The organism is Methylobacterium sp. WL69, assembly GCF_008039485.1.
In the GTDB taxonomy this organism is placed as follows: domain Bacteria; phylum Pseudomonadota; class Alphaproteobacteria; order Rhizobiales; family Beijerinckiaceae; genus Methylobacterium.
Genome location: NZ_VRUZ01000075.1, coordinates 1 through 22,240 on the forward strand (window position 1 = coordinate 1; position 22,240 = coordinate 22,240).

Annotated in this window: 18 protein-coding genes; 6 read left to right on the forward strand and 12 right to left on the reverse strand. The window is 69.5% G+C overall.

Annotated features, from left to right (window positions below; genetic code table 11):
- The coding region (locus FV218_RS17110; protein ID WP_147710855.1) for a hypothetical protein at window positions 1-1,064 on the reverse strand (1,064 nt) is incomplete at its 3' end.
- Between the two features lie 221 nt (window positions 1,065-1,285).
- Here FV218_RS17110 and FV218_RS17115 point away from each other — a divergent pair.
- Window positions 1,286-1,888 carry a TIGR00730 family Rossman fold protein gene (locus FV218_RS17115; RefSeq protein ID WP_056090877.1) on the forward strand — a complete coding sequence of 201 codons (603 nt, stop codon included), beginning with the start codon at window positions 1,286-1,288 and terminating at the stop codon, window positions 1,886-1,888.
- Between the two features lie 7 nt (window positions 1,889-1,895).
- On the opposite strand, the gene FV218_RS17120 is transcribed toward FV218_RS17115, so the two are convergent.
- Both FV218_RS17120 and cysS read right to left on the reverse strand, forming a co-directional pair.
- On the reverse strand, window positions 1,896-2,516 hold the full coding sequence (locus FV218_RS17120) for a hypothetical protein (RefSeq protein ID WP_147710856.1): 621 nt from the start codon (window positions 2,514-2,516) through the stop codon (window positions 1,896-1,898).
- Complete coding sequence (gene cysS, locus FV218_RS17125) at window positions 2,513-3,994, reverse strand: cysteine--tRNA ligase (protein ID WP_147710857.1); 1,482 nt, start codon at window positions 3,992-3,994, stop codon at window positions 2,513-2,515. The genes FV218_RS17120 and cysS overlap by 4 nt, the downstream gene beginning before the upstream one ends.
- A gap of 321 nt (window positions 3,995-4,315) precedes the next feature.
- Here cysS and FV218_RS17130 point away from each other — a divergent pair, with 321 nt between their 5' ends.
- Window positions 4,316-4,657 (forward strand): hypothetical protein, encoded by a 342-nt coding sequence (locus FV218_RS17130; protein ID WP_147710858.1) that lies wholly within the window; start codon window positions 4,316-4,318, stop codon window positions 4,655-4,657.
- A gap of 67 nt (window positions 4,658-4,724) precedes the next feature.
- On the opposite strand, the gene FV218_RS17135 is transcribed toward FV218_RS17130, so the two are convergent.
- Window positions 4,725-5,222: a CreA family protein gene (locus FV218_RS17135; protein ID WP_147710859.1), complete on the reverse strand. Its 498-nt coding sequence runs from the start codon at window positions 5,220-5,222 to the stop codon at window positions 4,725-4,727.
- Between the two features lie 171 nt (window positions 5,223-5,393).
- Between FV218_RS17135 and FV218_RS17140 the strand changes: the two genes are divergently transcribed.
- From FV218_RS17140 to FV218_RS17150, 3 genes are all read left to right on the forward strand, one after another.
- Complete coding sequence (locus FV218_RS17140) at window positions 5,394-6,425, forward strand: DUF2865 domain-containing protein (protein WP_147710860.1); 1,032 nt, start codon at window positions 5,394-5,396, stop codon at window positions 6,423-6,425.
- 107 nt (window positions 6,426-6,532) lie between these two features.
- On the forward strand, window positions 6,533-8,617 hold the full coding sequence (locus FV218_RS17145) for an OmpA family protein (RefSeq protein WP_147710861.1): 2,085 nt from the start codon (window positions 6,533-6,535) through the stop codon (window positions 8,615-8,617).
- Window positions 8,618-8,858: 241 nt separating this feature from the next.
- A complete protein-coding gene (locus FV218_RS17150; protein ID WP_147710862.1) occupies window positions 8,859-10,073 on the forward strand; it encodes an MFS transporter in 1,215 nt (404 codons plus the stop codon).
- A gap of 32 nt (window positions 10,074-10,105) precedes the next feature.
- On the opposite strand, the gene lpdA is transcribed toward FV218_RS17150, so the two are convergent.
- The 8 genes from lpdA to gloB form a co-directional block, all read right to left on the reverse strand.
- Window positions 10,106-11,506 carry a dihydrolipoyl dehydrogenase gene (gene lpdA, locus FV218_RS17155; RefSeq protein WP_147710863.1) on the reverse strand — a complete coding sequence of 467 codons (1,401 nt, stop codon included), beginning with the start codon at window positions 11,504-11,506 and terminating at the stop codon, window positions 10,106-10,108.
- 112 nt (window positions 11,507-11,618) lie between these two features.
- Entirely contained in the window at window positions 11,619-12,932 is a 1,314-nt protein-coding gene (gene odhB / locus FV218_RS17160; RefSeq protein WP_147710864.1) for a 2-oxoglutarate dehydrogenase complex dihydrolipoyllysine-residue succinyltransferase, read from the reverse strand.
- A gap of 65 nt (window positions 12,933-12,997) precedes the next feature.
- The gene (locus FV218_RS17165; protein ID WP_147710865.1) at window positions 12,998-15,970 is read right to left on the reverse strand and encodes a 2-oxoglutarate dehydrogenase E1 component; all 2,973 of its coding nucleotides are present in this window, start codon (window positions 15,968-15,970) and stop codon (window positions 12,998-13,000) included.
- A gap of 180 nt (window positions 15,971-16,150) precedes the next feature.
- Complete coding sequence (gene sucD, locus FV218_RS17170) at window positions 16,151-17,035, reverse strand: succinate--CoA ligase subunit alpha (protein ID WP_147710866.1); 885 nt, start codon at window positions 17,033-17,035, stop codon at window positions 16,151-16,153.
- Window positions 17,036-17,043: 8 nt separating this feature from the next.
- On the reverse strand, window positions 17,044-18,240 hold the full coding sequence (sucC, locus tag FV218_RS17175) for an ADP-forming succinate--CoA ligase subunit beta (RefSeq protein ID WP_056090843.1): 1,197 nt from the start codon (window positions 18,238-18,240) through the stop codon (window positions 17,044-17,046).
- 99 nt (window positions 18,241-18,339) lie between these two features.
- Window positions 18,340-19,302, reverse strand: a complete 963-nt coding sequence (mdh, locus tag FV218_RS17180; protein WP_147710867.1) for a malate dehydrogenase — start codon at window positions 19,300-19,302, stop codon at window positions 18,340-18,342.
- A gap of 372 nt (window positions 19,303-19,674) precedes the next feature.
- Window positions 19,675-20,262, reverse strand: a complete 588-nt coding sequence (locus tag FV218_RS17185; RefSeq protein ID WP_313899158.1) for a TetR family transcriptional regulator — start codon at window positions 20,260-20,262, stop codon at window positions 19,675-19,677.
- 288 nt (window positions 20,263-20,550) lie between these two features.
- Window positions 20,551-21,330 carry a hydroxyacylglutathione hydrolase gene (gene gloB / locus FV218_RS17190; protein ID WP_056090838.1) on the reverse strand — a complete coding sequence of 260 codons (780 nt, stop codon included), beginning with the start codon at window positions 21,328-21,330 and terminating at the stop codon, window positions 20,551-20,553.
- Between the two features lie 195 nt (window positions 21,331-21,525).
- Between gloB and FV218_RS17195 the strand changes: the two genes are divergently transcribed.
- Window positions 21,526-22,240 (forward strand): methyltransferase domain-containing protein (locus FV218_RS17195; protein WP_147710868.1); only part of this gene is annotated, 715 nt, incomplete at its 3' end.

Here is a 22,240-nt window from a genome sequence, read left to right on the forward strand (position 1 = left end):
GGCTTCGCCGCGGGGGGCCGGGCCGCGGCCGGCTTCGCGGCCGGGACCGTGAAGGCGACCTCCGAGCGGGTCTTGACCTTGCCGGAGACGGGATCGACCTGGTCGACGCGGATGGCGTAGGCCCCCGGCCGGACCCCGCGCCCGATGGTGAAGGCGACCAGCCCGTCGGCCCCGGCGCTGCCCGGCGCCACCAGGGTGTCGTTGAGGTAGAGCCGCACCGTCGCGCCGGGCTGGGCCTGGCTGGTGACGTAGAGCCGCCCGCCCTCCTCCGCCTCGACGCTGACGATCTTCACCGGCGTCCCCTCCGGCGTCTCGGACGGTCGGGCAGCGGCCTTCGCCGGCGGCTTCGGGTCCGCCTTGGTCGAGCTCGTCCGAGCGGCGGTCCGGGGGTCGGCGGCGGCCTGCGCCGGGGCGACCGGATCGGGCTGCGACAGCACCACCGTGGGCCTGTCGGGGGAGGTCAGGGCGATGAGGGGCTTGGCGTCGCGGCTTTGGGCCACCACCACCGCCACGCTCTCCCGGGAGACGAGGGAGCGGCCGTCGGCCCCCGTGGAGCGCAGGGTGATCTCAACGCTGCCGGGGGACAGGGCGGGCGGCACGATGGCGAACTGGCCGGACGGGTCGACGAGCACACGGGCAATCGGCTCGTTGTCGCGCAGCATCTCGACGGTGGTGTTGGGCGCAGCCCGGCCCGCGATGACGGTCTCGCCCGAGGGCTCGACGCGGATGATGTCGAAGGTCGGCGCGGACGCCTCCGCGGCGGCCGGCGGCGCCCCGCTCCCCGGTGCGCTGGTCCCCGGCGCCACGGGATCGTCCCCCGACGGCAGGGCGGACATCTGCCCCGGCCCCGGCGGCCGGTCCGACCGGGGCTTTCCCGGCGCGCCGGAACTCCCCTCCCCGCGGCTCGGGGCCGACTCGGTGGCGGGGGCCACGGTCCGGCCCTCCGGCGCGCCGAATCCGTGCTTGAACAACTCGCTCGCGCCGTAGAGGGTGACGACGAGGGTGAAGCCGCCCAGAAGCCCCACGCCGGCGAGGAAGATGCTCCGTCGCAACTCCGCCTTCATGACGCACCACTCCCTCATCCACCGCCCGGGCGGCGGAACCGCAGTCGAAACCCGACCTGCCCTGTCGATCAATCGGCCTTTGACGGCGACATATTAACGAACATGACCGGAACACCAAACACCGATGGCCGTCCGACGGCCGGATCTCCCATAAAATCAGCACTTTGGCCCGTGGACACGGCCCGTGGTCCGCGCGGCCGGTCCCGGAAGGGAGGCGGCGCATGGCTCCGGTGAGAACCGTCTGCGTCTATTGCGGCTCGGGCTTCGGCGGCGACCCCGCCTTCACGGCGGCGGCCGAGACCCTGGGCAAGGCCCTGGCGCAAGCCGGCCTCGGCCTCGTCTACGGCGGCGGCAATGTCGGGCTGATGGGCACGGTGGCCCGCGCCGTCCTCGAGAATGGCGGCCACGTCACCGGCATCATCCCGAGCTTCCTGAAGTCGCGCGAGCGCATGCTCGACGAGATCCAGGAGACCATCGTCGTCGAGGACATGCACACCCGCAAGCGCCTGATGTTCGAGCGCTCCGACGCCTTCGTGGCCCTGCCGGGCGGCATCGGCACCCTGGAGGAACTGGTGGAGCAGCTCACCTGGGCGCAGCTCGGCCAGCACAGGAAGCCGATCCTGCTGCTCTCCGTGGCCGATTTCTGGACGCCCCTGCTAACGCTCCTCGACCACATGCGGGCCCAGGGCTTCATCCGCGAGGGGCTCGATCTGAGCTACCTCGTGGCCCACGAAGCCGAGGCCGTGGTCGGGCTCCTGCGCGACGCGGCCGCCGACACGCCCCCCTCCCCCGAGGCCGAGGCGTTCGTAACCGAGCGGCTGTGAAGCCCCCTCACTCCGCGTCGGTCGGCATCGGCTGGGGCAGCACCCTCAGGTCGGGCGGCTGGCTCGGGTCGATCTCGCCGACGAGGGCGGGCTTCAGGTCATAGCGCCCGGCGATGGATTCCAGGGCCAGAACCGCGTCCTGGTTGATCCCCCACCGGGTCACCGTGGCGACGAAGGCGCGGGTCGTCATCAGGGTCACGGGAAAATCGACGTCGAGGAACAGGGTCGCGACCTTGCGGTCCTCGTAGAGCACGACGGCCGAGTCCGATTCCGTCGGGTGCCAGTGGGCGATGAATTCCCGCAGGGCCTGCTCGCCGGAATCGCGCAGGGCCGACTTGAGCAGCGCGTCGCCCGTCGGTGTCCGGGGCCGGGCCCGCAGGGCCGCGACACCGATGCCGACCACGGTCTCGACTCGGAGCGCGGCCTCGCCGAGCCCTTCGATCCAGGCGGCGATCTCCGGCGCGAAAGGCTTCGACAGGTCGCCCACGACCTCTTCCTCCACCCGATCCACGAGGACGATCCGCCGGTTGAGGCCGCGGAGCGTGTCGAGGATGCCCGCCGCCGCGAGTCGGATGAGCGGGCCGGCATCGGCGACCACGATCGGCTGGCGATCGGAGGGGGCGATCATTCCACTGTCCACGTTGTCGTACCGTCCTTACTATCTTTCAGTACGATCCCCAACGTCTTGATTTCAGTCCTAATTTGATCCGACTCCGCCCAATTCTTCGTAAGTCTTGCATTATTTCGTCGATCAATAAGGTTATTAAGTTTTGTGAAATCGAATCCCTTTTCCCTTAAATTGGAAATACTGCCCCATCTCACATCTCCAGCATACTTTGTCTGCTCATCCGAAACTTCAATTTCTTTCTTCATAGCCCTCGCGATGCGGTCGATGCCTTGATCGAACCCAAAAAAGTGCAAGGTCCTAGAAAGAGATATGGCGGAAACATTATCCTCCTTAGCTGATTTCGCCAGGCTGCTCATTGCAGCAAATGCAGCGGGAAAGTTTAGATCATCGTATAATTTTCCAATTACTTCTTCGGATGGGGCTCCAAATCTTTGCGAAATTTCAGTCCCTCCAATAGACTTAAACCAACCATCTAATGTGCGCCGACTTTCTTCTAAGCCCCGGAGCGTCCAGTCGATAGGCTGGCGATAGTGTGTTCTGAGCATGGCGAGGCGCACGACCTCGCCGGGCCAGTCCTTGAGCACATCGCGGATGGTGATGAAGTTGCCGAGCGACTTCGACATCTTCTCCCCCTCCACCTGCAGGAAGCCGTTGTGGAGCCAGACATGGGCCATCACGTCGGTACCGAAGCAGCAGCGCGACTGGGCGACCTCGTTTTCGTGGTGGGGGAAGATGAGGTCGATGCCGCCGGCATGGATGTCGAAGGTCTGCCCGAGGTGCTTCCACGACATGGCGGAGCACTCGATGTGCCAGCCGGGGCGTCCGGGTTCGGCGACGCCGCAGGGCGAGGGCCAGGACGGCTCGCCGGGCTTCGAGGGCTTCCACAGGACGAAGTCGAGGGGCGAGCGCTTGTAGGGGGCGACCTCGACGCGGGCGCCGGCCTCCATCTCATCGAGGGGCCGCTTCGACAGGCCGCCGTAATCGGGCATGGACGGCACGTCGAACAGGACGTGGCCCGCCGCCACGTAGGCGTGGCCGGCGGCCACCAGCCCCTCGATGATGGCGATCATCTCGGCGATGTGGTCGGTGGCGCGCGGCTCGACGAAGCGGGGCCGGGCCCCCGCCACGTTGACGTCCTCGGGCATCAGCACGCCGAGGCGGCGGATGTCGTCGTGGAAGGCGGCCAGCGTCCCATCGGTGAGTTCGCGGATGGTGATGCCGCGCGCCGCCGCGCGGGCGTTGATCTTGTCGTCCACGTCGGTGACGTTGCGGGCGTAGGTGACGTGCGCCGGACCGTAGAGGTGGCGCAGGAGCCGGAACAGCAGGTCGAAGACGATGATCGGGCGGGCGTTGCCGATATGGGCCGCGTCGTAGACCGTCGGCCCGCAGGCATACATCCGGACATGGCTCGGATCGATCGGCGCGAACACGGCCTTCTGCCGGGTCAGCGTGTTGTAGAGCCGCAACATCGGGGCCATGAAACCGTCCCTCGTCCCTCGGGCGGGCCGCGTGCGCCGCGTGCCTCGACCGCCCCTAGCGCCTTGGTTTTCCGCCACTTCCCGGCGTCGGTACTCCGCCGCGACCGACCCGTCCAATGGGTGGGCGGCCGCGCTGCACGGGCCGCCTGTTGCGCGAAGGCGACGGTTCCGCCGGCCGTCCTGGGCTAATCCGAATCCATGAGCAATTCGAGAACAGCGCCGCTCCGCCGCCTATCGAAAGCGATCCGCGGCGGAAAGGGTTTGTTTACCCGAACCCTTGAGATTTCCCCGAACCCGAATCCCTCCATCGAGGCTTTGCCCATGCGCCGCCCGGCCGCCGAAATCGGCGCTCTCCTCGCCCTCGCCCTGATCTCGTCGGCTGCGTTCGCGGGGGGCGACGGCGAGAGCCCCGCCAGAACCGCGCCGCAGGTGGAGAAGACCTTCCTGATTCCCGCCGGCGAAGGCTACGGCGTCGGCGATTGCCTGACCAACGGCGAGAGCAGCTGCGGCCAGGTGGTGGCCAACGCCTGGTGCGAGGCCCAGGGCTTCGCCGCCGCCGGCTCGTTCGGCGTCGCTGCCCAGGACGAGTACACCGGTGCGATCCCCGCGGTCCCGGTGATCAAGCCGGCCGAGCGCCCGATCCGCATCACCTGCCAGGATTGATCGCCGGACTTGATCTTCAGGACCGATCGCCCCGATCGATCCTGGCCGGATGCGCGTCCGAGGCCGCCTACTTCTTCAGGGCGTCGGCGCATTTCGGCGGGGGTTCGGTCCCCCACGGCATCAGGGGCACGGCCGAGGTGGAGTTCTTGGGCGAGCCCTGGATCACCTTGTCCGAATAGACCATATAGATCAGCGTGTTGCGCTTGGCGTCGCAGCCGCGCACGATCTGCATGGACTTGAAGATCAGCGACCGGCGCTCGCTGAACACCACCTCGCCCTGGCCGAGCTTGTCCTTGAACTGCACGGGGCCGACCTGACGGCAGGCGAGGGAGATGTCCGAGACGTCCTCGGCGAGCCCCAGGGTGCCCTTGATCCCACCCTTCTCGGGCTGGGTGTACCAGCACGCCACACCGGCCACGGCGGGATCGTCGATCCCGTAGACCACGAGCTTGTCGTTGGGGGTGAGCGGACGCCAGACCGTGGATTTGTCGAAGATCCGGTCGGCGTCCTCGGCCCTGGCCGGCGCGGCGCCCGCGAGCGCCGCCGCGACGACGGCCACGGCCATCGTTCCCCCTGTGAGACCCCGAAGCCACATCGTCATGCATTCCCCCCCAACTCGGCTGGGGCGCATGTGGGAAGGCTGTCGCCTCCGCGCGAGGGCAGGTACAAAACTTCCGCTTCGCCGCCACGCCGATTCCCGGAGTCGGCAAGGTTCCACTCCCGATCCTGTCAGGTCATGCCGCTGATCCTCCCCAAGATCCGCACGCTCGTCCGGGCGCTCGCCGTGACCCTCGTCACCGTCGGGACGATGGGGGCCGTGCGGGCACAAGCCACCGACGCCTGCCTGCGCTACCGCTCGGAACTCGCCAACCTGTCCGACGGGGCGAACACCGCCCGCGCGCTCCAGAACGAGATCGGCCGCCTCAACGCCTATTACCGCACCCTGAATTGCGAGGGCGGCCGGTTCCTGTTCTTCGATTCGCGGCCGCCGCAATGCGGGGCCGTGGAGCAGCGCATCCGCGCCCTCAACGCAGGGTACGGCGCCGAGAACGGGGAGGTCACGGCCGCGCGCCGCCGGCAGCTCACGGCGGCCGTGGCCTCCGCCTGCACGGACCCGGCGAGCCGCGTGGCGCTCAACGCCCTGGACGGAACGCCGCGCGAGCCGCGGGCCCGGGGCGGCGGCCAGGTGGTGTGCGTGCGGACCTGCGACGGCGCCTACTTCCCCATGGCCAACCTGCCCGACGGGCGCGAGGGCGCCGACGACCTGTGCCAGGCCCTGTGCCCGGGTGCCGAGGCGGCCGCCTACTCGATGCCCTACGGCGACGACGCCCTGAAGCACGCCGCGACGCTCCGCGGGTCGAAGGCCTACGTGTCGCTCGCCAACGCCTTCCGGTTCCGCACGACGTTCACCCCGAACTGCTCGTGCAAGCGCGAAGGTCAGAGCTGGGCCCAGTCCCTGGTCAAGGCCGAGAGCATGCTGGTGCGCCACAAGGGCGATATCTTCGTCACGCCGATGCAGGCCGAAGCCCTGTCGCGACCGAAGGTGCGCCTCACCCTCGTCGGGCGGGCCGACAAGACCGCGGCGGTCCTGGCCGCCGACGCGGCGAACCGCACGGGCCTCGTGACCACGGAGACCGGCGCCGTGGCGGAGCACGCCGCCATCGAGGCCGCGCCCGCCGCGGCCGCGGGCGAGGAGCGCCAGCCCGTCCGGATCATCGCGCCGAACCTGTTCTCGGTTCAGGGCCAGACCCGCACCGGAACCCCCTGACGGATCGGACAACCGGCCCCGTGCCGGAGACCGGAACCGGGGGAAACGGGAACCATCCGGCCCCAATCCTGTTCCGAAGGCCTCATCCACGACCGTGAGTGCCTTCCATGCGGCCCATCCGCCTGCTCCTCCTCACCGGCACGATCCTGCCGGCCCTCGCCCTGTCCGGGCCCTCCCGGGCCGAACCGGACCGGGCGGCGGGCGGGACGATCCAGTTGGCGCAGGGCGGGCCCGGGGACGAGGGACCGCGCAGCGGTTCCCCCGCCCGCGAGCGGCCCGAGCGCCAGGAAAGACCCGAGCGCCAGGAAAGACCCGAGCGTCAGGAGCGGCCGGAGCCGCGGCAGGACCGACCGGCCCCCAAGCCGGAAAGGCCCGAGCCCCGGCAGGAGCGACCGGAGCCCCGTCAGGAACGCCCCGAGCCGAGACAGGAGCGCGAGCGGGCCGCGCCGCGCCAGGAGCGCGGCGATCCCCGGGACGAGCGTGGCCCGGCGGAACGTCCGGTCCCTCGTCAGGATCGTCAGGAGCGTCCCGACCGTCAGGAGCGCCCTGATCGTCAGGAGCGCCCCATCCGACAGGAGCAGCAGAGCCCGCCGGCGGCGCGGGAGCGTGTGCCCGAGGCGGCTCCGGTGCGTCCGGCCGAGCCGAACCGCCGCGCGCCCGGCACGGAACCCGAGCGTCCGAACGCACCCGAATCCGGACGGCGCGGTCCCGATGCCGCCCCGACCGAGCGGACGGCTCCCCCGTCACCGAACCGGCCGACCCCGCCCGCGGCCGCCGATCCGCGTGCGCCCAATGCGGCCCAGCCCGCGAGGCCCGCGCAGCCGACCGATCCCCGGGCCACTCAGCCGCCGACGGACCCGGCTGCGCCGAAGGTTGCGCCGCAGCCAGCGCCTGACGGCACGCCCCCGGTCGCGCCGAACGCCCGACCCGGCTTGCCGGGGCGCCCGTTCACCCCACCCGGTGCGCCGGGCGCCGACGACCGCAATGCCGCCCCCGGCGCCGAGCGCCCGGACGGACGGGGACCCGGCGGGTCGCCGGACCGGACCGACCCGCGCGGCAATCGCGACGACGGACTGCGCGACCGGGGTCCGCGGGACCAGGAACCGCGCGATCAGGGACTGCGCGAACGCTCTCCGCGTGACGAGTCCTCGCGCGGTGACGATCGGCGTGAGGACCGCGAGCGCCGCGACGCGTTCGAGCGCGCCGGTCCGCGCACCGGCTTCAACGCCCCGGGTCGGCCCGGCTACGTCCCCGGCGGGTTCCGCGACGACGACGAGACCCGCGACTTCGACCGCGTCCGCCGCGACCGCCGCGAGTTCCAGGAGGATGGCCGGACCTATATCCGCGAGCCGGGCCGCATCATCGTGCGCGACCGCGACAACTATTTCATCCGCCACGACGAGAACGAGCGTTTTCGCGATCTGGGGCGCGGCGGCTATCGCAGCGAACGGCGCGGCGGCGATACGATCACGTATCTCGACCGGCCCGGCGGTGAGCAGATCGTCACCATCGTCGACGACGACGGCCGGCTCGTGCGCCGCTCGCGCCGGTTCCGCGATGGCCGCGAGGTCGTGATCATCGACAACGCCTTCGGCGGCGGCGCGCGGCGGCCGATCTACGACGACGTGGTCGACCTGCCGCCGCCGGACATCCGCATCCCGCGCAACCGCTACGTGGTGGATTACGACGGCGCCGACGAGGGCGCCGTCTACGAGGCTCTCTCGGCCCCGCCCGTGGTGGCGGTGGACCGGCGCTACACCCTGGACCAGGTCCGCTACAGCCCGCAGCTGCGCGCCCGGATGCGCAGCATCGACATCGATACGATCACCTTCGACACGGGCTCGTTCACGGTGACGCCGGATCAGGCCGCGCGCCTGTCCACCATGGCGGCGGCGATCAACCGGGCGATCAAGGCCAATCCGCAGGAGGTGTTCCTCATCGAGGGCTACACCGACGCGGTCGGCTCGGACGTCGACAACCTGTCCCTGTCGGACCGCAGGGCCCAGTCCGTGGCCACCGTCCTGAGCCAGAACTTCAGCGTTCCGCCGGAGAATCTGACCACGCAGGGCTACGGCGAGCAGTCCCTCAAGGTGAACACCCAGAACGCCTCGCGCGAGAACCGCCGGGTCACGGTCCGCCGCATCACCCCGCTGATCCAGCAGCAGGGAGAAGCCGCTCCGCCGCCGCGCTGAGCCTCCCGACCGGTCGGGATTGGAGAGATGCCGCCGGTGCAGTCAGATGCCTGATGCCCCGGCGCACCATTTTTGAAAGAAGAACGACGTTTGGCCCGCCGGATGGGTCCGAGGGCGACCCGAAAGCAGTGTCCGGCCTCTCCACCCCGCCCTATATCCCGGTCGCGCACGGGTGATCCGGGGCGACGTCCGGAGACGGCCCGTCGATGGGCCGTCGCGCCGATCCGAATGGGGAGCCGGCATGGACGAGACGCAACCCCGGTTGATCGAGGCGGGAACGCCGGCCTTCCGCCGCACCACCCTGGCGCTCGCGGCGGCCGGATTCTCCACCTTCGCCGTGCTCTACGGCGTGCAGCCCCTGATGCCGGTCTTCGCCGAGGAATTCCACGTCTCGCCGGCCGAGAGCAGCCTCGCCCTCTCCCTGCCGTGCGCCATGCTGGCCATCGCGCTGCTGGTGGTGAGCCCCCTTTCCGAGGTGTGGGGGCGCAAGCCGATCATGGTCGCGTCCCTGTTCGCCTCGGCGGTGCTCACCATCGTGGCGGTCCTGGTTCCGAGCTGGCACGGCTTCCTCGCCCTGCGGGCCCTAACGGGGCTCGCGGCCAGCGGCCTGCCGGCGGTGGCGATGGCCTATCTCAGCGAGGAGATGCACGGGCGCGCCATCGGCCTGTCCATGGGGCTGCTCATCGGCGGCAACGCGCTCGGGGGCATGATCGGGCGGCTGGTCGCCGGGATCATCGCCGACCACGCCTCCTGGCGCTGGGGCCTCGGCACCATCGGCGTCCTGGCCCTGCTCGCGGCCATCGCCTTCCTCTTCAGTCTGCCGGATTCGCAGCGCTTCACCCCCAACCGCATGCGCTGGCGCGAGGTGCCCGGGACCTTCGGCCAGCACTTTCGCGATCCGGGCCTACCGTGGCTGTTCGCCGAGGCATTCCTGCTCATGGGCGGCTTCGTCAGCGTCTACAACTACATCGGCTTTCGCCTGCTCGATCCGCCGTTCGACCTCAGTCAGACCGCCATCGGGGCGATCTTCGTGGTCTACCTGTTCGGAACGTTCTCGTCGGCGCTCACGGGCGAGATCGCGAGCCGGCTCGGGCGCCGCAAGGTGCTGTGGCTCGCCATCCTGCTCGGGCTGGTCGGCATCACCTTGACCCTGTCGAGCCAGCTCTGGCTCATCATCCTCGGCATCGTCGTGGTCACGGTGAGCTTCTTCGGCGCCCATTCCGTGGCGAGCAGCTGGATCGGGCGCCGGGCCCTGCGCGACCGGGCCCAGGCCTCGTCGGTGTACCTGTGCCTGTACTATCTCGGCTCGTCGGTCCTCGGCACGGCGGGCGGCTGGTTCTTCGCCCATTCGGGCTGGATCGGCGTGGTGATGTTCTTCGCGAGCCTCTACGGGCTGGCCCTCGCCATCGCGCTGCGCCTCTCGCGCCTGCCGCCCCTGGTGCCGACGGAATCCTGAAGCGGGCCCGCGTCCGCGGGCCCGTCACCGGTTCAGATGTGGATCGCGCGCTTCGCCACCGCCAGCGCCGCTTCCTTGACCGCCTCGGTGAGGGTCGGGTGCGCGTGGCAGGTGCGCGCGACGTCCTCCGCGCTCGCCCCGAACTCCATCGCCACGGCCACTTCGGCGATGAGGTTGCCCGCATCCGCACCGACGATGTGGACACCGAGCACCCGGTCGGTGGTGGCATCGGCCAGGATCTTCACGAAACCGTCCGTGGTGTGGTTGACCTTGGCGCGGCCGTTGGCGGTGAAGGGAAATTTTCCGCTGTTGTAGGCGATGCCGTCCTTCTTCAACTCCTCTTCGGTCTTCCCCACCGAGGCCACCTCCGGGTAGGTGTAGACGACGTTCGGGATCACCCCGTAATTGACGTGGCCCGACTGGCCGGCGAGGAGTTCTGCCACCGCCACTCCCTCGTCCTCGGCCTTGTGGGCCAGCATCGGCCCGCTGATCACGTCGCCGATGGCGTAGATGCCGGTGACGTTGGTGGCGTAGTGGCTGTCGGTCTGGATGCGGCCCTTGTTGTCGAGGCCGACGCCCACGGTCTCGAGTCCGAGCCCGTCCGTGTAGGGCACCCGCCCGATGGCCACGAGCACCACGTCGGCGGCAAGCGTCTCGGCCTCGCCGCCGGCGGCGGGCTCCACCGTGACGGTGGCGGCGCCATCCGCCACCGCAACGCCCGTGACCTTCGACGACAGCCGGAACTGCACGCCCTGCTTGCCGAGGATGCGCTGGAACTGCTTGCCGACCTCGCCGTCCATGCCCGGCAGGATGCGGTCGAGATACTCGACCACGGTGACCTCGGAGCCGAGGCGGCGCCAGACCGAGCCGAGTTCGAGGCCGATGACGCCGGCGCCGATGATCAGGAGCTTCTTGGGCACCGCCTGCAGTTCGAGGGCGCCTGTGGAGGAGACCACGATGGTCTCGTCGATGGTGACGCCGGGGAGCTTCGTCACGTCCGAGCCCGTGGCGATGACCACGTTCTTGGTTTCCAGAAGCTGGTTGCCGCCATCCTCCGACAGCACCTCGACGCGCCCCGCACCGGCGAGGCGCGCGGTGCCGCGATAGCTGTCGATGCCGTTCTTCTTCAGCAGGAACTCGACGCCCTTGGTGTTGCCGTCGACGCCGTCCTGCTTGAACGCCATCATCTTCTTCAGGTCGAGTTCGGGGGCGCTGACGATCACGCCCATGTCGGCGAAGTGCTTACCCGCCTCCTCGAAGGCCTCGGAGGCGTGCAGCAGGGCCTTCGACGGGATGCAGCCGACGTTGAGGCAGGTGCCGCCATGGGTCGCCCGCTTCTCCACCACGGCGGTCTTGAGGCCGAGCTGAGCCGCCCGGATGGCGCAGACATAGCCGCCGGGGCCGGTGCCGATGACGACGAGATCGTAGGACATGGGATTCTGACTCGCTGAATTGGGCGGCGGGTCATGCCCCACCATCGGATACGAAGCGCACGGAAGCGTCCGGCCGCGATCGACGCGGCCGGCGGACGGCAGCTGCCGGGCCTTAGAGGTCGAGCACGAGGCGGGCCGGATCTTCCAGCGCCTCCTTGACGCGCACGAGGAAGGTCACGGCCTCCTTCCCGTCGACGATGCGGTGATCGTAGGACAGGGCGAGGTACATCATCGGACGCGCCTCGATCTTGCCGGCGCGGACCACCGGGCGCTCCTCGATGCGGTGCATGCCGAGGATGCCCGATTGCGGCGCGTTGAGGATCGGGGTCGACATCAGCGACCCGTAGATGCCCCCGTTGGTGATGGTGAAGGTGCCGCCCTGCATCTCGTCGATGGAGAGCTTGCCGTCGCGGGCCTTCTTGCCGAAGCCGGAGATGGTCTTCTCGATGCCGGCGATCGACAGGTCGTCGGCGTTGCGGACCACGGGGACCACGAGGCCCTTGTCGGTGCCGACGGCGATGCCGATGTGGTAGTAGTTCTTGTAGACGAGGTCCTGCCCGTCGATTTCGGCATTGACCGCCGGCACGTCCTTGAGGGCGCCGATCACCGCCTTGGTGAAGAAGCCCATGAAGCCGAGCTTGGTCCCGTGCTTCTTCTCGAAGATGTCCTTGTACTGGCTCCGCATGGCCATCACGGCCGACATGTCGACGTCGTTGAACGTCGTCAGCATCGCGGCGGTGTCCTGCGCGTCCTTGAGACGGCGGGCGATGGTCTGACGCAGCTTGGTCATGCGCACGCGCTCCTCGCGCGCCGCGTCGTCGGGCTTCGACGGCGCGCGCGGGGCGGCGGGCTTGGCCTCCTTGGCGGGCGCGGGCGCCGGTGCCGACGGCCCCTTCGCCTTGGCCTCCAGCATGTCGCCCTTGGTGACGCGGCCGTCCTTGCCCGAGCCGTTCAGGGTCGCCGGATCGATGCCGGATTCCCGCGCCATCTTGGAGACGGCCGGGCCGTTGTCGCCGGATTCCCGGGCCCGGGCCGGAGCGCCGTCGCCGTGATTGCCGTAGCCGGCCGACGAACTCTCGGCCGGGGCCTCGGCGGGCTTCTGCCCGCCCTTGTCCTCGGCGGGCGCCTCCGAGCGGGTCTCGGCCTTCGGCTCGGTCTTCTTCGGCGCCGCCGCCTTGGCACCGCCCGTGGCCTCGACGATGGAGCCGAGCAGCGCCCCGGGCTCCACGGTCTCGCCGTCCTGGACCAGGATCTCGCCGAGCTCGCCCGCGGCCGGCGCGTTGACCTCGAGGGTGACCTTGTCGGTCTCGAGTTCCACCAGGGGCTCGTCGGCCGCCACCGTGTCGCCCGGCTTCTTGAACCAGCGGCCGATGGTGGCCTCGCTCACGGATTCGCCGAGGGTCGGGACGAGGATGTCGGTTGCCATGGTGTGTGTCCGCCTGGATTATCGGGCGCGCCGGTGCGCGGTCAGATCGGGAATGCCGTGCGGCGTCAGACCGCCAGCGCCTCGTTGAGGAAGGCCTGGAGCTGGGCCTGGTGCTTCGAGAGCAGGCCCACAGCCGTGGAGGCCGAGGCCGGCCGGCCGACGTAGCGGGCGCGCTTGACCGAGGACTGGGCCTGGCCGAGCACCCATTCGAGGTAGGGCTCGACGAAGGCCCAGGGCCCCATGTTCTTCGGCTCCTCCTGGCACCACACCACCTCGGCGTTGCGGAAGCGGGACATCTCGCCCGCCAGCGCCTTGAGGGGGAACGGATAGAGCTGCTCGACGCGCAGGATGTAGACGTCGTTGAGCCCGCGCTTCTCGCGCTCGTCGTAGAGATCGTAATAGACCTTGCCGGAGCACAGGACGACGCGACGGATCTTGTCGTCCTTGGCGAGCTTGGTGGCGTCGTCCTCGCGCTCGGCATCGTCCCACAGCACGCGGTGGAAGCTCGATCCCTCCGCCATCATGTCGATGCCGGACACCGCCCGCTTGTGGCGCAGGAGCGACTTCGGCGTCATCAGGATCAGCGGCTTGCGGAACTCGCGGTTGAGCTGGCGCCGCAGGATGTGAAAGTAGTTCGACGGCGTGGTGCAGTTGGCCACCTGCATGTTGTCCTCGGCGCACATCTGCAGGAAGCGTTCCAGGCGGGCCGAGGAATGCTCCGGGCCCTGGCCCTCGTAGCCGTGGGGCAGCAGCAGGGTCAGGCCGGACATGCGCAGCCATTTGCGCTCGCCGGACGAGATGAACTGGTCGATGACCACCTGGGCGCCGTTGGCGAAATCGCCGAACTGCGCCTCCCACAGCACCAGGGCGTTGGGCTCGGCCGCCGAGTAGCCGTACTCGAAGCCGAGCACCGCCTCTTCCGAGAGCATCGAGTTGATGACCTCGAGGCTGGCCTGGCCCTCGCGGATGGAGTTGAGCGAGGTGTAGCGCTGCTCGTTCTCCTGATCGATCACCACGGCGTGGCGCTGGGAGAAGGTGCCGCGCTCGACGTCCTGGCCCGAGAGGCGGACCCGGTGGCCCTCCAGCAGCAGGGAGCCGAAGGCGAGGGCCTCGGCCGTCGCCCAGTCGATGCCCTGGCCGCTCTCCACCGCCTTGGCGCGGTTGTCGAAGAAGCGCTGGATCGTACGGTGCAGGTGGAAGCCGGGCGGCGGCGTGGTGATGCGCTGGGCGATCTCGCGCAGGATCTCCGCCGGCACGCCGGTCTTGCCCCGGCGCGGATCGTCGACATCCTCGCGCACGGCCTTGAAGCCGGACCAGCGCCCGTCGAGCCAGTCGGCCTTGTTGGACTTGTAGTTGCCGGCCACCTCGAGCTCGCCGTCGAGGATCGCGCGGAACTCGGCCTTGCGGGTGTCGAGTTGCTCCTGGGACAGGACGCCCTCGGCGACGAGCTTCTTGCCGTAGGTCTCGAGGGCCGTCGGGTGCTTGCGGATGCGCTGGTACATCTTCGGCTGGGTGAAGGCCGGCTCGTCGCCCTCGTTGTGGCCGAAGCGGCGGTAGCACAGCATGTCGATGACGACGGGCTTGCCGAACTTCTGCCGGTACTCGATGGCGATCTTGGCCGCGAACGTCACGGCCTCGGGGTCGTCGCCGTTGCAGTGGAAGATCGGCGCTTCCACCATCTTGGCGACATCCGACGGATAGGGCGAGGACCGCGAAAACCGCGGATCGGTGGTGAAGCCGATCTGGTTGTTGATGATGAAGTGGATCGACCCGCCCGTGCGGTGTCCCTTCAAGCCCGACAGGCCGAGGCACTCGGCGACCACGCCCTGGCCGGCGAAGGCGGCGTCGCCGTGGATCAGGAGCGGCACGACGCTGGTGCGGTGGACATGCGGATTGGCGCGCTGGTCCTGCTTGGCGCGCACCTTGCCGAGCACCACCGGGTCGACGATCTCGAGGTGGGACGGGTTGGCGGTGAGCGACAGGTGGACGTTGTTGCCGTCGAAGGCGCGGTCCGAGGACGCGCCGAGGTGGTACTTCACGTCGCCCGAGCCCTCGACCTCGGCCGGGCTGGCCGAGCCGCCCTTGAACTCGTTGAAGATCGCCCGGAAGGGCTTCGCCATCACGTTGGAGAGCACGTTGAGGCGGCCGCGATGGGCCATGCCGAGCACGATCTCGTGGGCGCCGAGCGCCCCGCCGCGCTTGATGATCTGCTCCAGCGCCGGGATCATCGCCTCGGAGCCGTCGAGGCCGAAGCGCTTGGTGCCGGTGTACTTGAGGTCGAGGAACTTCTCGAACCCCTCCGCCTCGATGAGCTTGTTGAGGATCGCGCGCTTGCCCTCGGGGGTGAAGGTGATCTCCTTGCCCTTGCCCTCGATGCGCTCCTGGATCCACGCCTTCTCCTCCGGGTTGGAGATGTGCATGAACTCGACGCCGAGCGTCTGGCAGTAGGTGCGCTCCAGGATCTCGACGATCTCGCGGATGGTCGAGAATTCGAGGCCGAGGACGTTGTCGAGGAAGATCGGGCGGTCCCAGTCCTTTTCCTCGAAGCCGTAATGCTGCGGGTGCAGTTCCTCGTGGTCGCCGCGCGGGGCGAGGCCGAGGGGATCGAGCTTGGCGTGGAGGTGGCCGCGCATGCGGTAGGCGCGGATCAGCATGATCGCGCGTACGGAATCCTTGGTCGCCTGCTCGACGGAGATGCCGGGGGCCGACGCCACCACGGCGCCCTTGGCCGGCGCCGTCGCGGTGTCCGACTTGGCGCGGATCTTCTCGCCCATGGCCTTCTCGACGGTGGCCCAGTTGCCGTCCAGCGCCGACACGATCTCGCCGTTGGCGTGGACCGGCCAGTTCGGCTTCTGCCACGAGGCGCCGGCGGCGTTCTTCTCGGCGGCGCCCTTGTCCTCGTTCAGGGAGCGGAAGAAGTCCTGCCACTCCGGGTCGACGGAGTTCGGATCGCGGGCATGGGCCGCCTGCAGTTCCTCGATGTAGGCGGCGTTTCCGCCGTAGAGGAACGAGGTTTCGAGCGCGTCCTGGCGTGCCATCGTTCAGTCATCCCACCGCTTGGCTCGCGGTCCCCCCGTCCGGAGGGACCGCCGCCCGATCCGGCGCCGGGCGCCAGGGATCGGATTTGGAAAGTCGGACGCGGGGACCGCGTCCGTCGGGTCTCATATGGGCGCCCGAGCCTGAATGCGGCGCAACGCAGGCCCGCGCGCCCGTGATCCTCAGCCCTTGAGGACGTCGACCAGGGTGCTGCCGAGGCGCGCCGGCGAGGGCGAGACCCGGATGCCGGCCGCCTCCATGGCGGCGATCTTGTCCTCGGCGCCGCCCTTGCCGCCCGAGATGATGGCGCCGGCATGCCCCATGCGGCGACCCGGAGGCGCCGTGCGGCCGGCAATGAAGCCGACCATGGGCTTCCTGCGGCCGCGCCTGGCCTCGTCGGCGATGAACTGCGCCGCCTCCTCCTCGGCCGAACCGCCGATCTCGCCGATCATCACGATGGACTCGGTCCGGTCGTCGGCCAGGAACAGTTCGAGCATGGAGATGAACTCCGTGCCCTTCACCGGGTCGCCGCCGATGCCCACCGCCGTGGTCTGGCCGAGACCCGCCTGAGTGGTCTGGAACACGGCCTCGTAGGTGAGGGTGCCGGAGCGCGAGACGATACCGACGGAGCCCGGCCTGAAGATGTTGGCCGGCATGATGCCGATCTTGCATTCGCCCGCCGTGACGATGCCGGGGCAGTTCGGTCCGACGAGACGCGACTTCGAGCCTTCGAGGGAGCGCTTCACCCGCACCATGTCGAGTACCGGAATGCCCTCGGTGATGCAGACGATGAGCGGAATCTCAGCCGCGATCGCCTCGCAGATGGCATCGGCCGCACCGGGCGGCGGCACGTAGACCACGGAGGCGTCGGCCCCCGTGGCATGCCGAGCCTCCGCCACCGTGTCGAAGACCGGGAGGCCGAGATGCGTGGCGCCGCCTTTGCCCGGCGAGGTGCCGCCGACCATCTTGGTGCCGTAGGCGATGGCCTGCTCGGAATGGAAGGTCCCGTTCTTGCCGGTGAAGCCCTGGCAGATGACCTTGGTGTTCGCGTCGATCAGGATGGACATGGGTACTCTCAGCCCTTCTTCACGGCGGCGACGATCTTCTGCGCGGCGTCGTCGAGGTCGTCGGCGGAGATCACGTTTAGGCCGGAATTCCGGATGATCTCCTTGCCCTTCTCGACGTTGGTGCCTTCGAGCCGCACCACCAGGGGCACTTCGAGGCCCACCGCCTTCACCGCCGCGATCACGCCGTTGGCGATGACGTCGCACTTCATGATGCCGCCGAAGATGTTGACCAGGATGCCCTTCACTTGCGGATCGGCGGTGATGATCTTGAACGCCGCCGTGACCTTCTCCTCGCTCGCGCCGCCGCCAACATCGAGGAAGTTCGCCGGCTCCTCGCCGTAGAGCTTGATGATGTCCAGGGTCGCCATGGCGAGGCCGGCGCCGTTGACCATGCAGCCGATGGTGCCGTCCAGCGCGATGTAGGCCAGATCGTACTTGGAGGCCTCGATCTCCTTGGCGTCCTCCTCCGTCTCGTCGCGGAGCGCGACGATGTCGGGGTGGCGGTAGAGGGCGTTCGAATCGAAGGAGATCTTGGCGTCGAGGCACTTGAGGTGGCCGTCGCCCGTGAGCACCAGGGGGTTGATCTCCAGCATGCTCATGTCCTTGGCGGTGAACGCCGTGTAGAGCTTGGTGGTGAGTTCGCCGGCTTCCTTGGCCTGCGGGCCGGTGAGGCCGAGGGCCTTGGCGACGGCGCGGCCGTGATGGGGCATCACGCCGGTGGCGGGGTCCACCGAGAAGGTGACGATCTTCTCAGGGGTCTCGTGCGCCACCGTCTCGATGTCCATGCCGCCTTCCGTCGAGACGACGAAGGCGACCTGTCCGGTCTCGCGGTCCACCAGCATGGAAAGGTAGAACTCGGCCTCGATCTGGGCGCCGTCCTCGATGTAGAGGCGGTTCACCTGCTTGCCGGCCTCGCCGGTCTGGATCGTGACCAGGGTCTGGCCCAGCATCTCGCCGGCGAACTGCTTGACCTCGTCCAGGGACTTGGTGACGCGCACGCCGCCCTTGGCGCCCTCGGGCGCGCCCTTGAAGGTGCCCTTGCCGCGCCCGCCGGCATGGATCTGCGACTTCACCACCCAGACCGGGCCGCCGAGTTCACGCGCCGCGGCCTCGGCCTCCTCGGCCTTGAAGATCGGCACGCCACGCGAGACGGGCAGGCCGAACTCCTTGAGAACCGCCTTGGCCTGGTATTCGTGGATGTTCATGCCAAACTCCTCCCTCGTCCCGGCCGGGCCGGGTTTCCCAGTTTCCGTGGGGCTTCGTTCGGACGGACCGCCTGCGCGGTCCGCCGTCGAGCCTCCGTCTTAGGCGAGCGCCGGGTTGATGGTCTTGCAGGCCTCGATCAGGCCCTTTACGGCGCCCACGGACTTGTCGAACATCGCCTTCTCGTCGTCGTTGAAGGTGACTTCGAGGATGCGCTCGACGCCGTTCGCGCCGATGACGATGGGCACGCCGACATACATGCCGTCGATGCCGTACTCGCCGTTGAGGTAGGCGGCGCAGGGCAGGACCCGGCGCTTGTCGCGCAGGTAGCTCTCGGCCATGGCGATGGCGGAGGCGGCGGGCGCGTAGAAGGCCGAACCGGTCTTCAGCAGGTTGACGATCTCGCCGCCCCCTTTACGGGTGCGCTCGACCATGGCGTCGAGCTTACCTTGCGTGGTCCAGCCGAGCTTGACCAGATCGGTCAGCGGCACGCCGGCCACGGTGGAGTAGCGCACCAGCGGCACCATGTCGTCGCCGTGGCCGCCGAGCACGAAGGCGGTGACGTCCTCGACCGAAACCTTGAACTCGTCGGCGAGGAAGTGGCGGAACCGCGCCGAGTCCAGCACGCCGGCCATGCCGACGACCTTGTTGGTGGGCAATCCCGAAAACTTCTGCAGGGCCCACACCATCGCGTCGAGGGGATTGGTGATGCAGATCACGAAGGCGTCGGGCGCGTGCTGCTTGATGCCGGTGCCCACGGCCTCCATCACCTTGAGGTTGATGCCGATGAGGTCGTCGCGGCTCATGCCGGGCTTGCGCGGCACGCCGGCCGTGACGATCACCACGTCGGCACCGGCGATGCCGGCATAGGCGCTCGCGCCCGAATAGGCGGCGTCGAAGCCGTCGACGGGGGCGGATTCGGCGATGTCGAGGGCCTTACCCTGGGGCACGCCGTCGACGATGTCGAACAGGACGACGTCGCCGAGTTCCTTCAACCCGGCCAGATGCGCGAGGGTGCCACCGATCTGTCCGGCGCCGATGAGCGCGATCTTGCTGCGTGCCATGGGTAAAACGAGCCTCCGGTGATCGGGTTAGCGGTGCGGTGTTCCGCTGGTGTGACGGTGCGCCCCGGGTGTCGGCGAGGTCGCGCCGCCGAACTGTCCTGTGTCGAATCTTGGGTCGAACCTTGGTCGGCCGAACCCTCTCGGGTCGACCCTTCGCGGGTGGTGTGTGCGTTGCGGCGGTGTGTGGCGGAAAAGGCCCACGTCTTCAACCGAGGATGGATCGGCCCTGCAGGGTTCGGGCCAAGCCAGACCTTGCGGCGCTTCGGCGCGGCAGGGGCGAAAACATAAGGCGGCGAAGGCCTTAAGCCGATCGACGACCGCACGGACGGCTGAAATCCCGCCGGTGACAGAGGAATCGTTCTGTCACGGAGGTCAGAGCGCCCCCGTCCGGAGTACCCGCTGGATGGCGAGAATCACGGCCCCGAGGCGGGCCTCGATGAGGTCCCCCGGCAGGTCGGCATCGTGCTGGATCGCCAGCGGATGGGTGAAGCGGTAGCTCGCATCGAAGATGTAGGCGATGGCCCGTTCGCGATCGCGCGCCACGAACGCACCCGTCGCCATGCCTTCCTCCACCACCCGCTCGACGAGGCCGCGCAGGCGGACCCGGTGGCGCCGGGCGATGGGCCTTGCGCCCACGGCGGCGTCGAGGTGGACGGAGAACAGGTTCGGTTCGTTGGCCAGGGTCGATCGCTGCGCCGAGGCGAGGGCCGAGAGCAGGCGCTCGATCTTGTCGTCGGCGGGGTCGGGCGCATCGGCGATGCGGGCGAGTTCCGCTTCCACGTCGCGCAGCCAGCGGCCGGCCACGGCGTCGAGGAGGGCGTCCTTCGACGGGAAGTAGCGGTAGACGTTGGCGTGGGTCATGCCGGCCTCCGCCGCCACGGCCACCACCGTCACCCGCTTGGGGCCGAGACGGCGCAGGTGCTCGGTGGCCACGGCGAGGAGCCGCGCATCCACGGCGATGGGCGCGGCGCGCGGCGCGGCGCGGCCGGCACGGTTGGCCGAGGAGCGATCGGAGGATGGCTTCCGGGGTCCGTCGTCGAGGCTATGGCCCTCGGAATCGTTGACCGCGGCAAGGCCGTTCCCAAAGACGAAGGGCGGGCCGGGAGGCTGCATCGTTCGGGAACACCGGCCATGGCTGGAGGAGGGGCGGACCTCCCTGTCAAATCGCCAGCGTCGATCACCACGACGTGTACGTCTGCGAGGCCCAGCGTCTCGCAAATGCGAGACGCTGTCCCGCCCTTTAGCGGGTCAGAACTTATTCTTCCAGGCCCTCAATGCAGTAAACACGTGCACCGCCTCGGTTCCGGGGCTGAGATTCACTGCTCGTGCCAGGGCCGGCTCGCCGGCGCGCAGGAACGGATTGGTCGCCCGCTCGTCACCCAGGGTTGTGGGAACGAGGAAGCGGCCCTCGGCTTTCGCCCGCTCGGCCTCGTCCATCCGCGCCGCCAGCCGCGCGTTGTCGGGCTCGGCGGCCCGGGCGAAGCGGGCATTGGACAGGACGTAGTCGTGCCCGCTGTAGACCCGGGTATCGTCGGGCAGGCCGTCGAAGCGGGCGAGCGAATGCCACAGCACCTCCGGCTCGGCCTCCATCACCCGGCCGCAGCCCAGGGTGAACAGGGTGTCGCCGGCGAACACCAGGCCGGCCGCCTCGAACCAGTAGGTGACGTGGTCGGCGCAGTGCCCCGGGGTCTCCCACACCGCGGCCGACAGCGATCCGACCCGTACCACGTCGCCCTCGGACACGGCGACGTCGACCTCCGGGACGGCCGAACCCGCCTTGGCCGGCGCCGTGACCCTGGCGCCCGTCCGGCGCTTCACCTCGGCGATGCCCTCGATGTGATCCGTGTGCCGATGGGTCACGAGGATGTCGGTCAGGGTCCAGCCGGCCGCGTCGAGGGCCGCGAGGACGGGCGCGGCCTCCGGCACGTCGATGGCAGCGCAGGCGCCCGTCTCGGGATCGTGCAGGAGCACGCCGATATTGTCGCTGCGGCAAAGGAAGGTCCGGATCTCCGGTCGGGAAGCGGGCATGGCGTTGTCCTCGACGTTCTCGGCGTTGCGGTCCGATGTCGGCGGGGAACCGGGCCGGGCGACCTCCGGTTCCGGCGCGGAGGTGCGGCGGGGTTTGCGGGATCGGGGTTGCCGCAAGCGGCGCGGCCCCCCATTGATGCGGGAGCGCCCTCGCCGGTCCCCCGGACAGGTGCGCCGGCCCGCCGGACCCCCGCCATGCGCCTCGACGTCACCGACCTGCGCGCCTTCTACGCCAGTCCGCTCGGCGGGGTGACGCACCGCATCGTCGCCCGCGCGATCCACGGCTTCCTCGGCTCGGTCTCGGGCCTGCGGGTTCTGGGGCTCGGCTACGCCACGCCCTATCTCGGGCCCGTCCACGTCATCGCCGAGCGGACGCTGGCCTTCATGCCGGCGACGCAGGGCGTGGTGAACTGGCCCGGCAGCGGACGCTCGTGCTCGGCCCTCGCCGACCCGACGATGATGCCCCTGCCCGAGGCCGCCGTCGACCGGGTGATCCTGGTCCACGCCCTGGAATCCGTCGAGAGCCCCACGGAGCTGCTCCAGGACGTCTGGCGGGTGCTGACGCCGGGGGGCCGGATGATCCTGGTGGTGCCCAACCGCCGGGGCGTCTGGGCCCGGCGCGACGCGACCCCCTTCGGCCACGGCCAGCCCTACAGCCGCTCGCAGCTCGCCCGGCTCATGCGCACCACCCAGTTCTCGCCCGAGGGCTGGGCCGAGGCCCTGTACATGCCGCCGGTGCAGAGCCGCGTCTGGCTGCAGACGGCCGGGGCCTGGGAGCGCCTCGGCACCGGCCTGTCCCTGCCCTTCGCCGGGCTGCACGTGGTGGATGCGACCAAGCAGCTCTACCGGCCCGTCGCCGTCCGGCGGGTCCGGCGCGCGACCCGCCTCGCCCCGGCCCGCGCCCTGGTGC

What these genes read in the sequence shown, in the direction of transcription:
- FV218_RS17130 (WP_147710858.1), top strand. Translation starts at nt 4,316, where the DNA reads ATGCGCCGCCCGGCCGCCGAAATCGGCGCTCTCCTCGCCCTCGCCCTG.
- FV218_RS17135 (WP_147710859.1), bottom strand. Translation starts at nt 5,222, where the DNA reads ATGGCCGTGGCCGTCGTCGCGGCGGCGCTCGCGGGCGCCGCGCCGGCC.
- odhB (WP_147710864.1), bottom strand. Translation starts at nt 12,932, where the DNA reads ATGGCAACCGACATCCTCGTCCCGACCCTCGGCGAATCCGTGAGCGAG.
- sucC (WP_056090843.1), bottom strand. Translation starts at nt 18,240, where the DNA reads ATGAACATCCACGAATACCAGGCCAAGGCGGTTCTCAAGGAGTTCGGC.
- gloB (WP_056090838.1), bottom strand. Translation starts at nt 21,330, where the DNA reads ATGCCCGCTTCCCGACCGGAGATCCGGACCTTCCTTTGCCGCAGCGAC.
- sucD (WP_147710866.1), bottom strand. Translation starts at nt 17,035, where the DNA reads ATGTCCATCCTGATCGACGCGAACACCAAGGTCATCTGCCAGGGCTTC.
- cysS (WP_147710857.1), bottom strand. Translation starts at nt 3,994, where the DNA reads ATGGCCCCGATGTTGCGGCTCTACAACACGCTGACCCGGCAGAAGGCC.
- mdh (WP_147710867.1), bottom strand. Translation starts at nt 19,302, where the DNA reads ATGGCACGCAGCAAGATCGCGCTCATCGGCGCCGGACAGATCGGTGGC.
- FV218_RS17165 (WP_147710865.1), bottom strand. Translation starts at nt 15,970, where the DNA reads ATGGCACGCCAGGACGCGCTCGAAACCTCGTTCCTCTACGGCGGAAAC.
- FV218_RS17115 (WP_056090877.1), top strand. Translation starts at nt 1,286, where the DNA reads ATGGCTCCGGTGAGAACCGTCTGCGTCTATTGCGGCTCGGGCTTCGGC.
- lpdA (WP_147710863.1), bottom strand. Translation starts at nt 11,506, where the DNA reads ATGTCCTACGATCTCGTCGTCATCGGCACCGGCCCCGGCGGCTATGTC.
- FV218_RS17120 (WP_147710856.1), bottom strand. Translation starts at nt 2,516, where the DNA reads ATGATCGCCCCCTCCGATCGCCAGCCGATCGTGGTCGCCGATGCCGGC.
- FV218_RS17150 (WP_147710862.1), top strand. Translation starts at nt 8,859, where the DNA reads ATGGACGAGACGCAACCCCGGTTGATCGAGGCGGGAACGCCGGCCTTC.
- FV218_RS17145 (WP_147710861.1), top strand. Translation starts at nt 6,533, where the DNA reads ATGCGGCCCATCCGCCTGCTCCTCCTCACCGGCACGATCCTGCCGGCC.
- FV218_RS17140 (WP_147710860.1), top strand. Translation starts at nt 5,394, where the DNA reads ATGCCGCTGATCCTCCCCAAGATCCGCACGCTCGTCCGGGCGCTCGCC.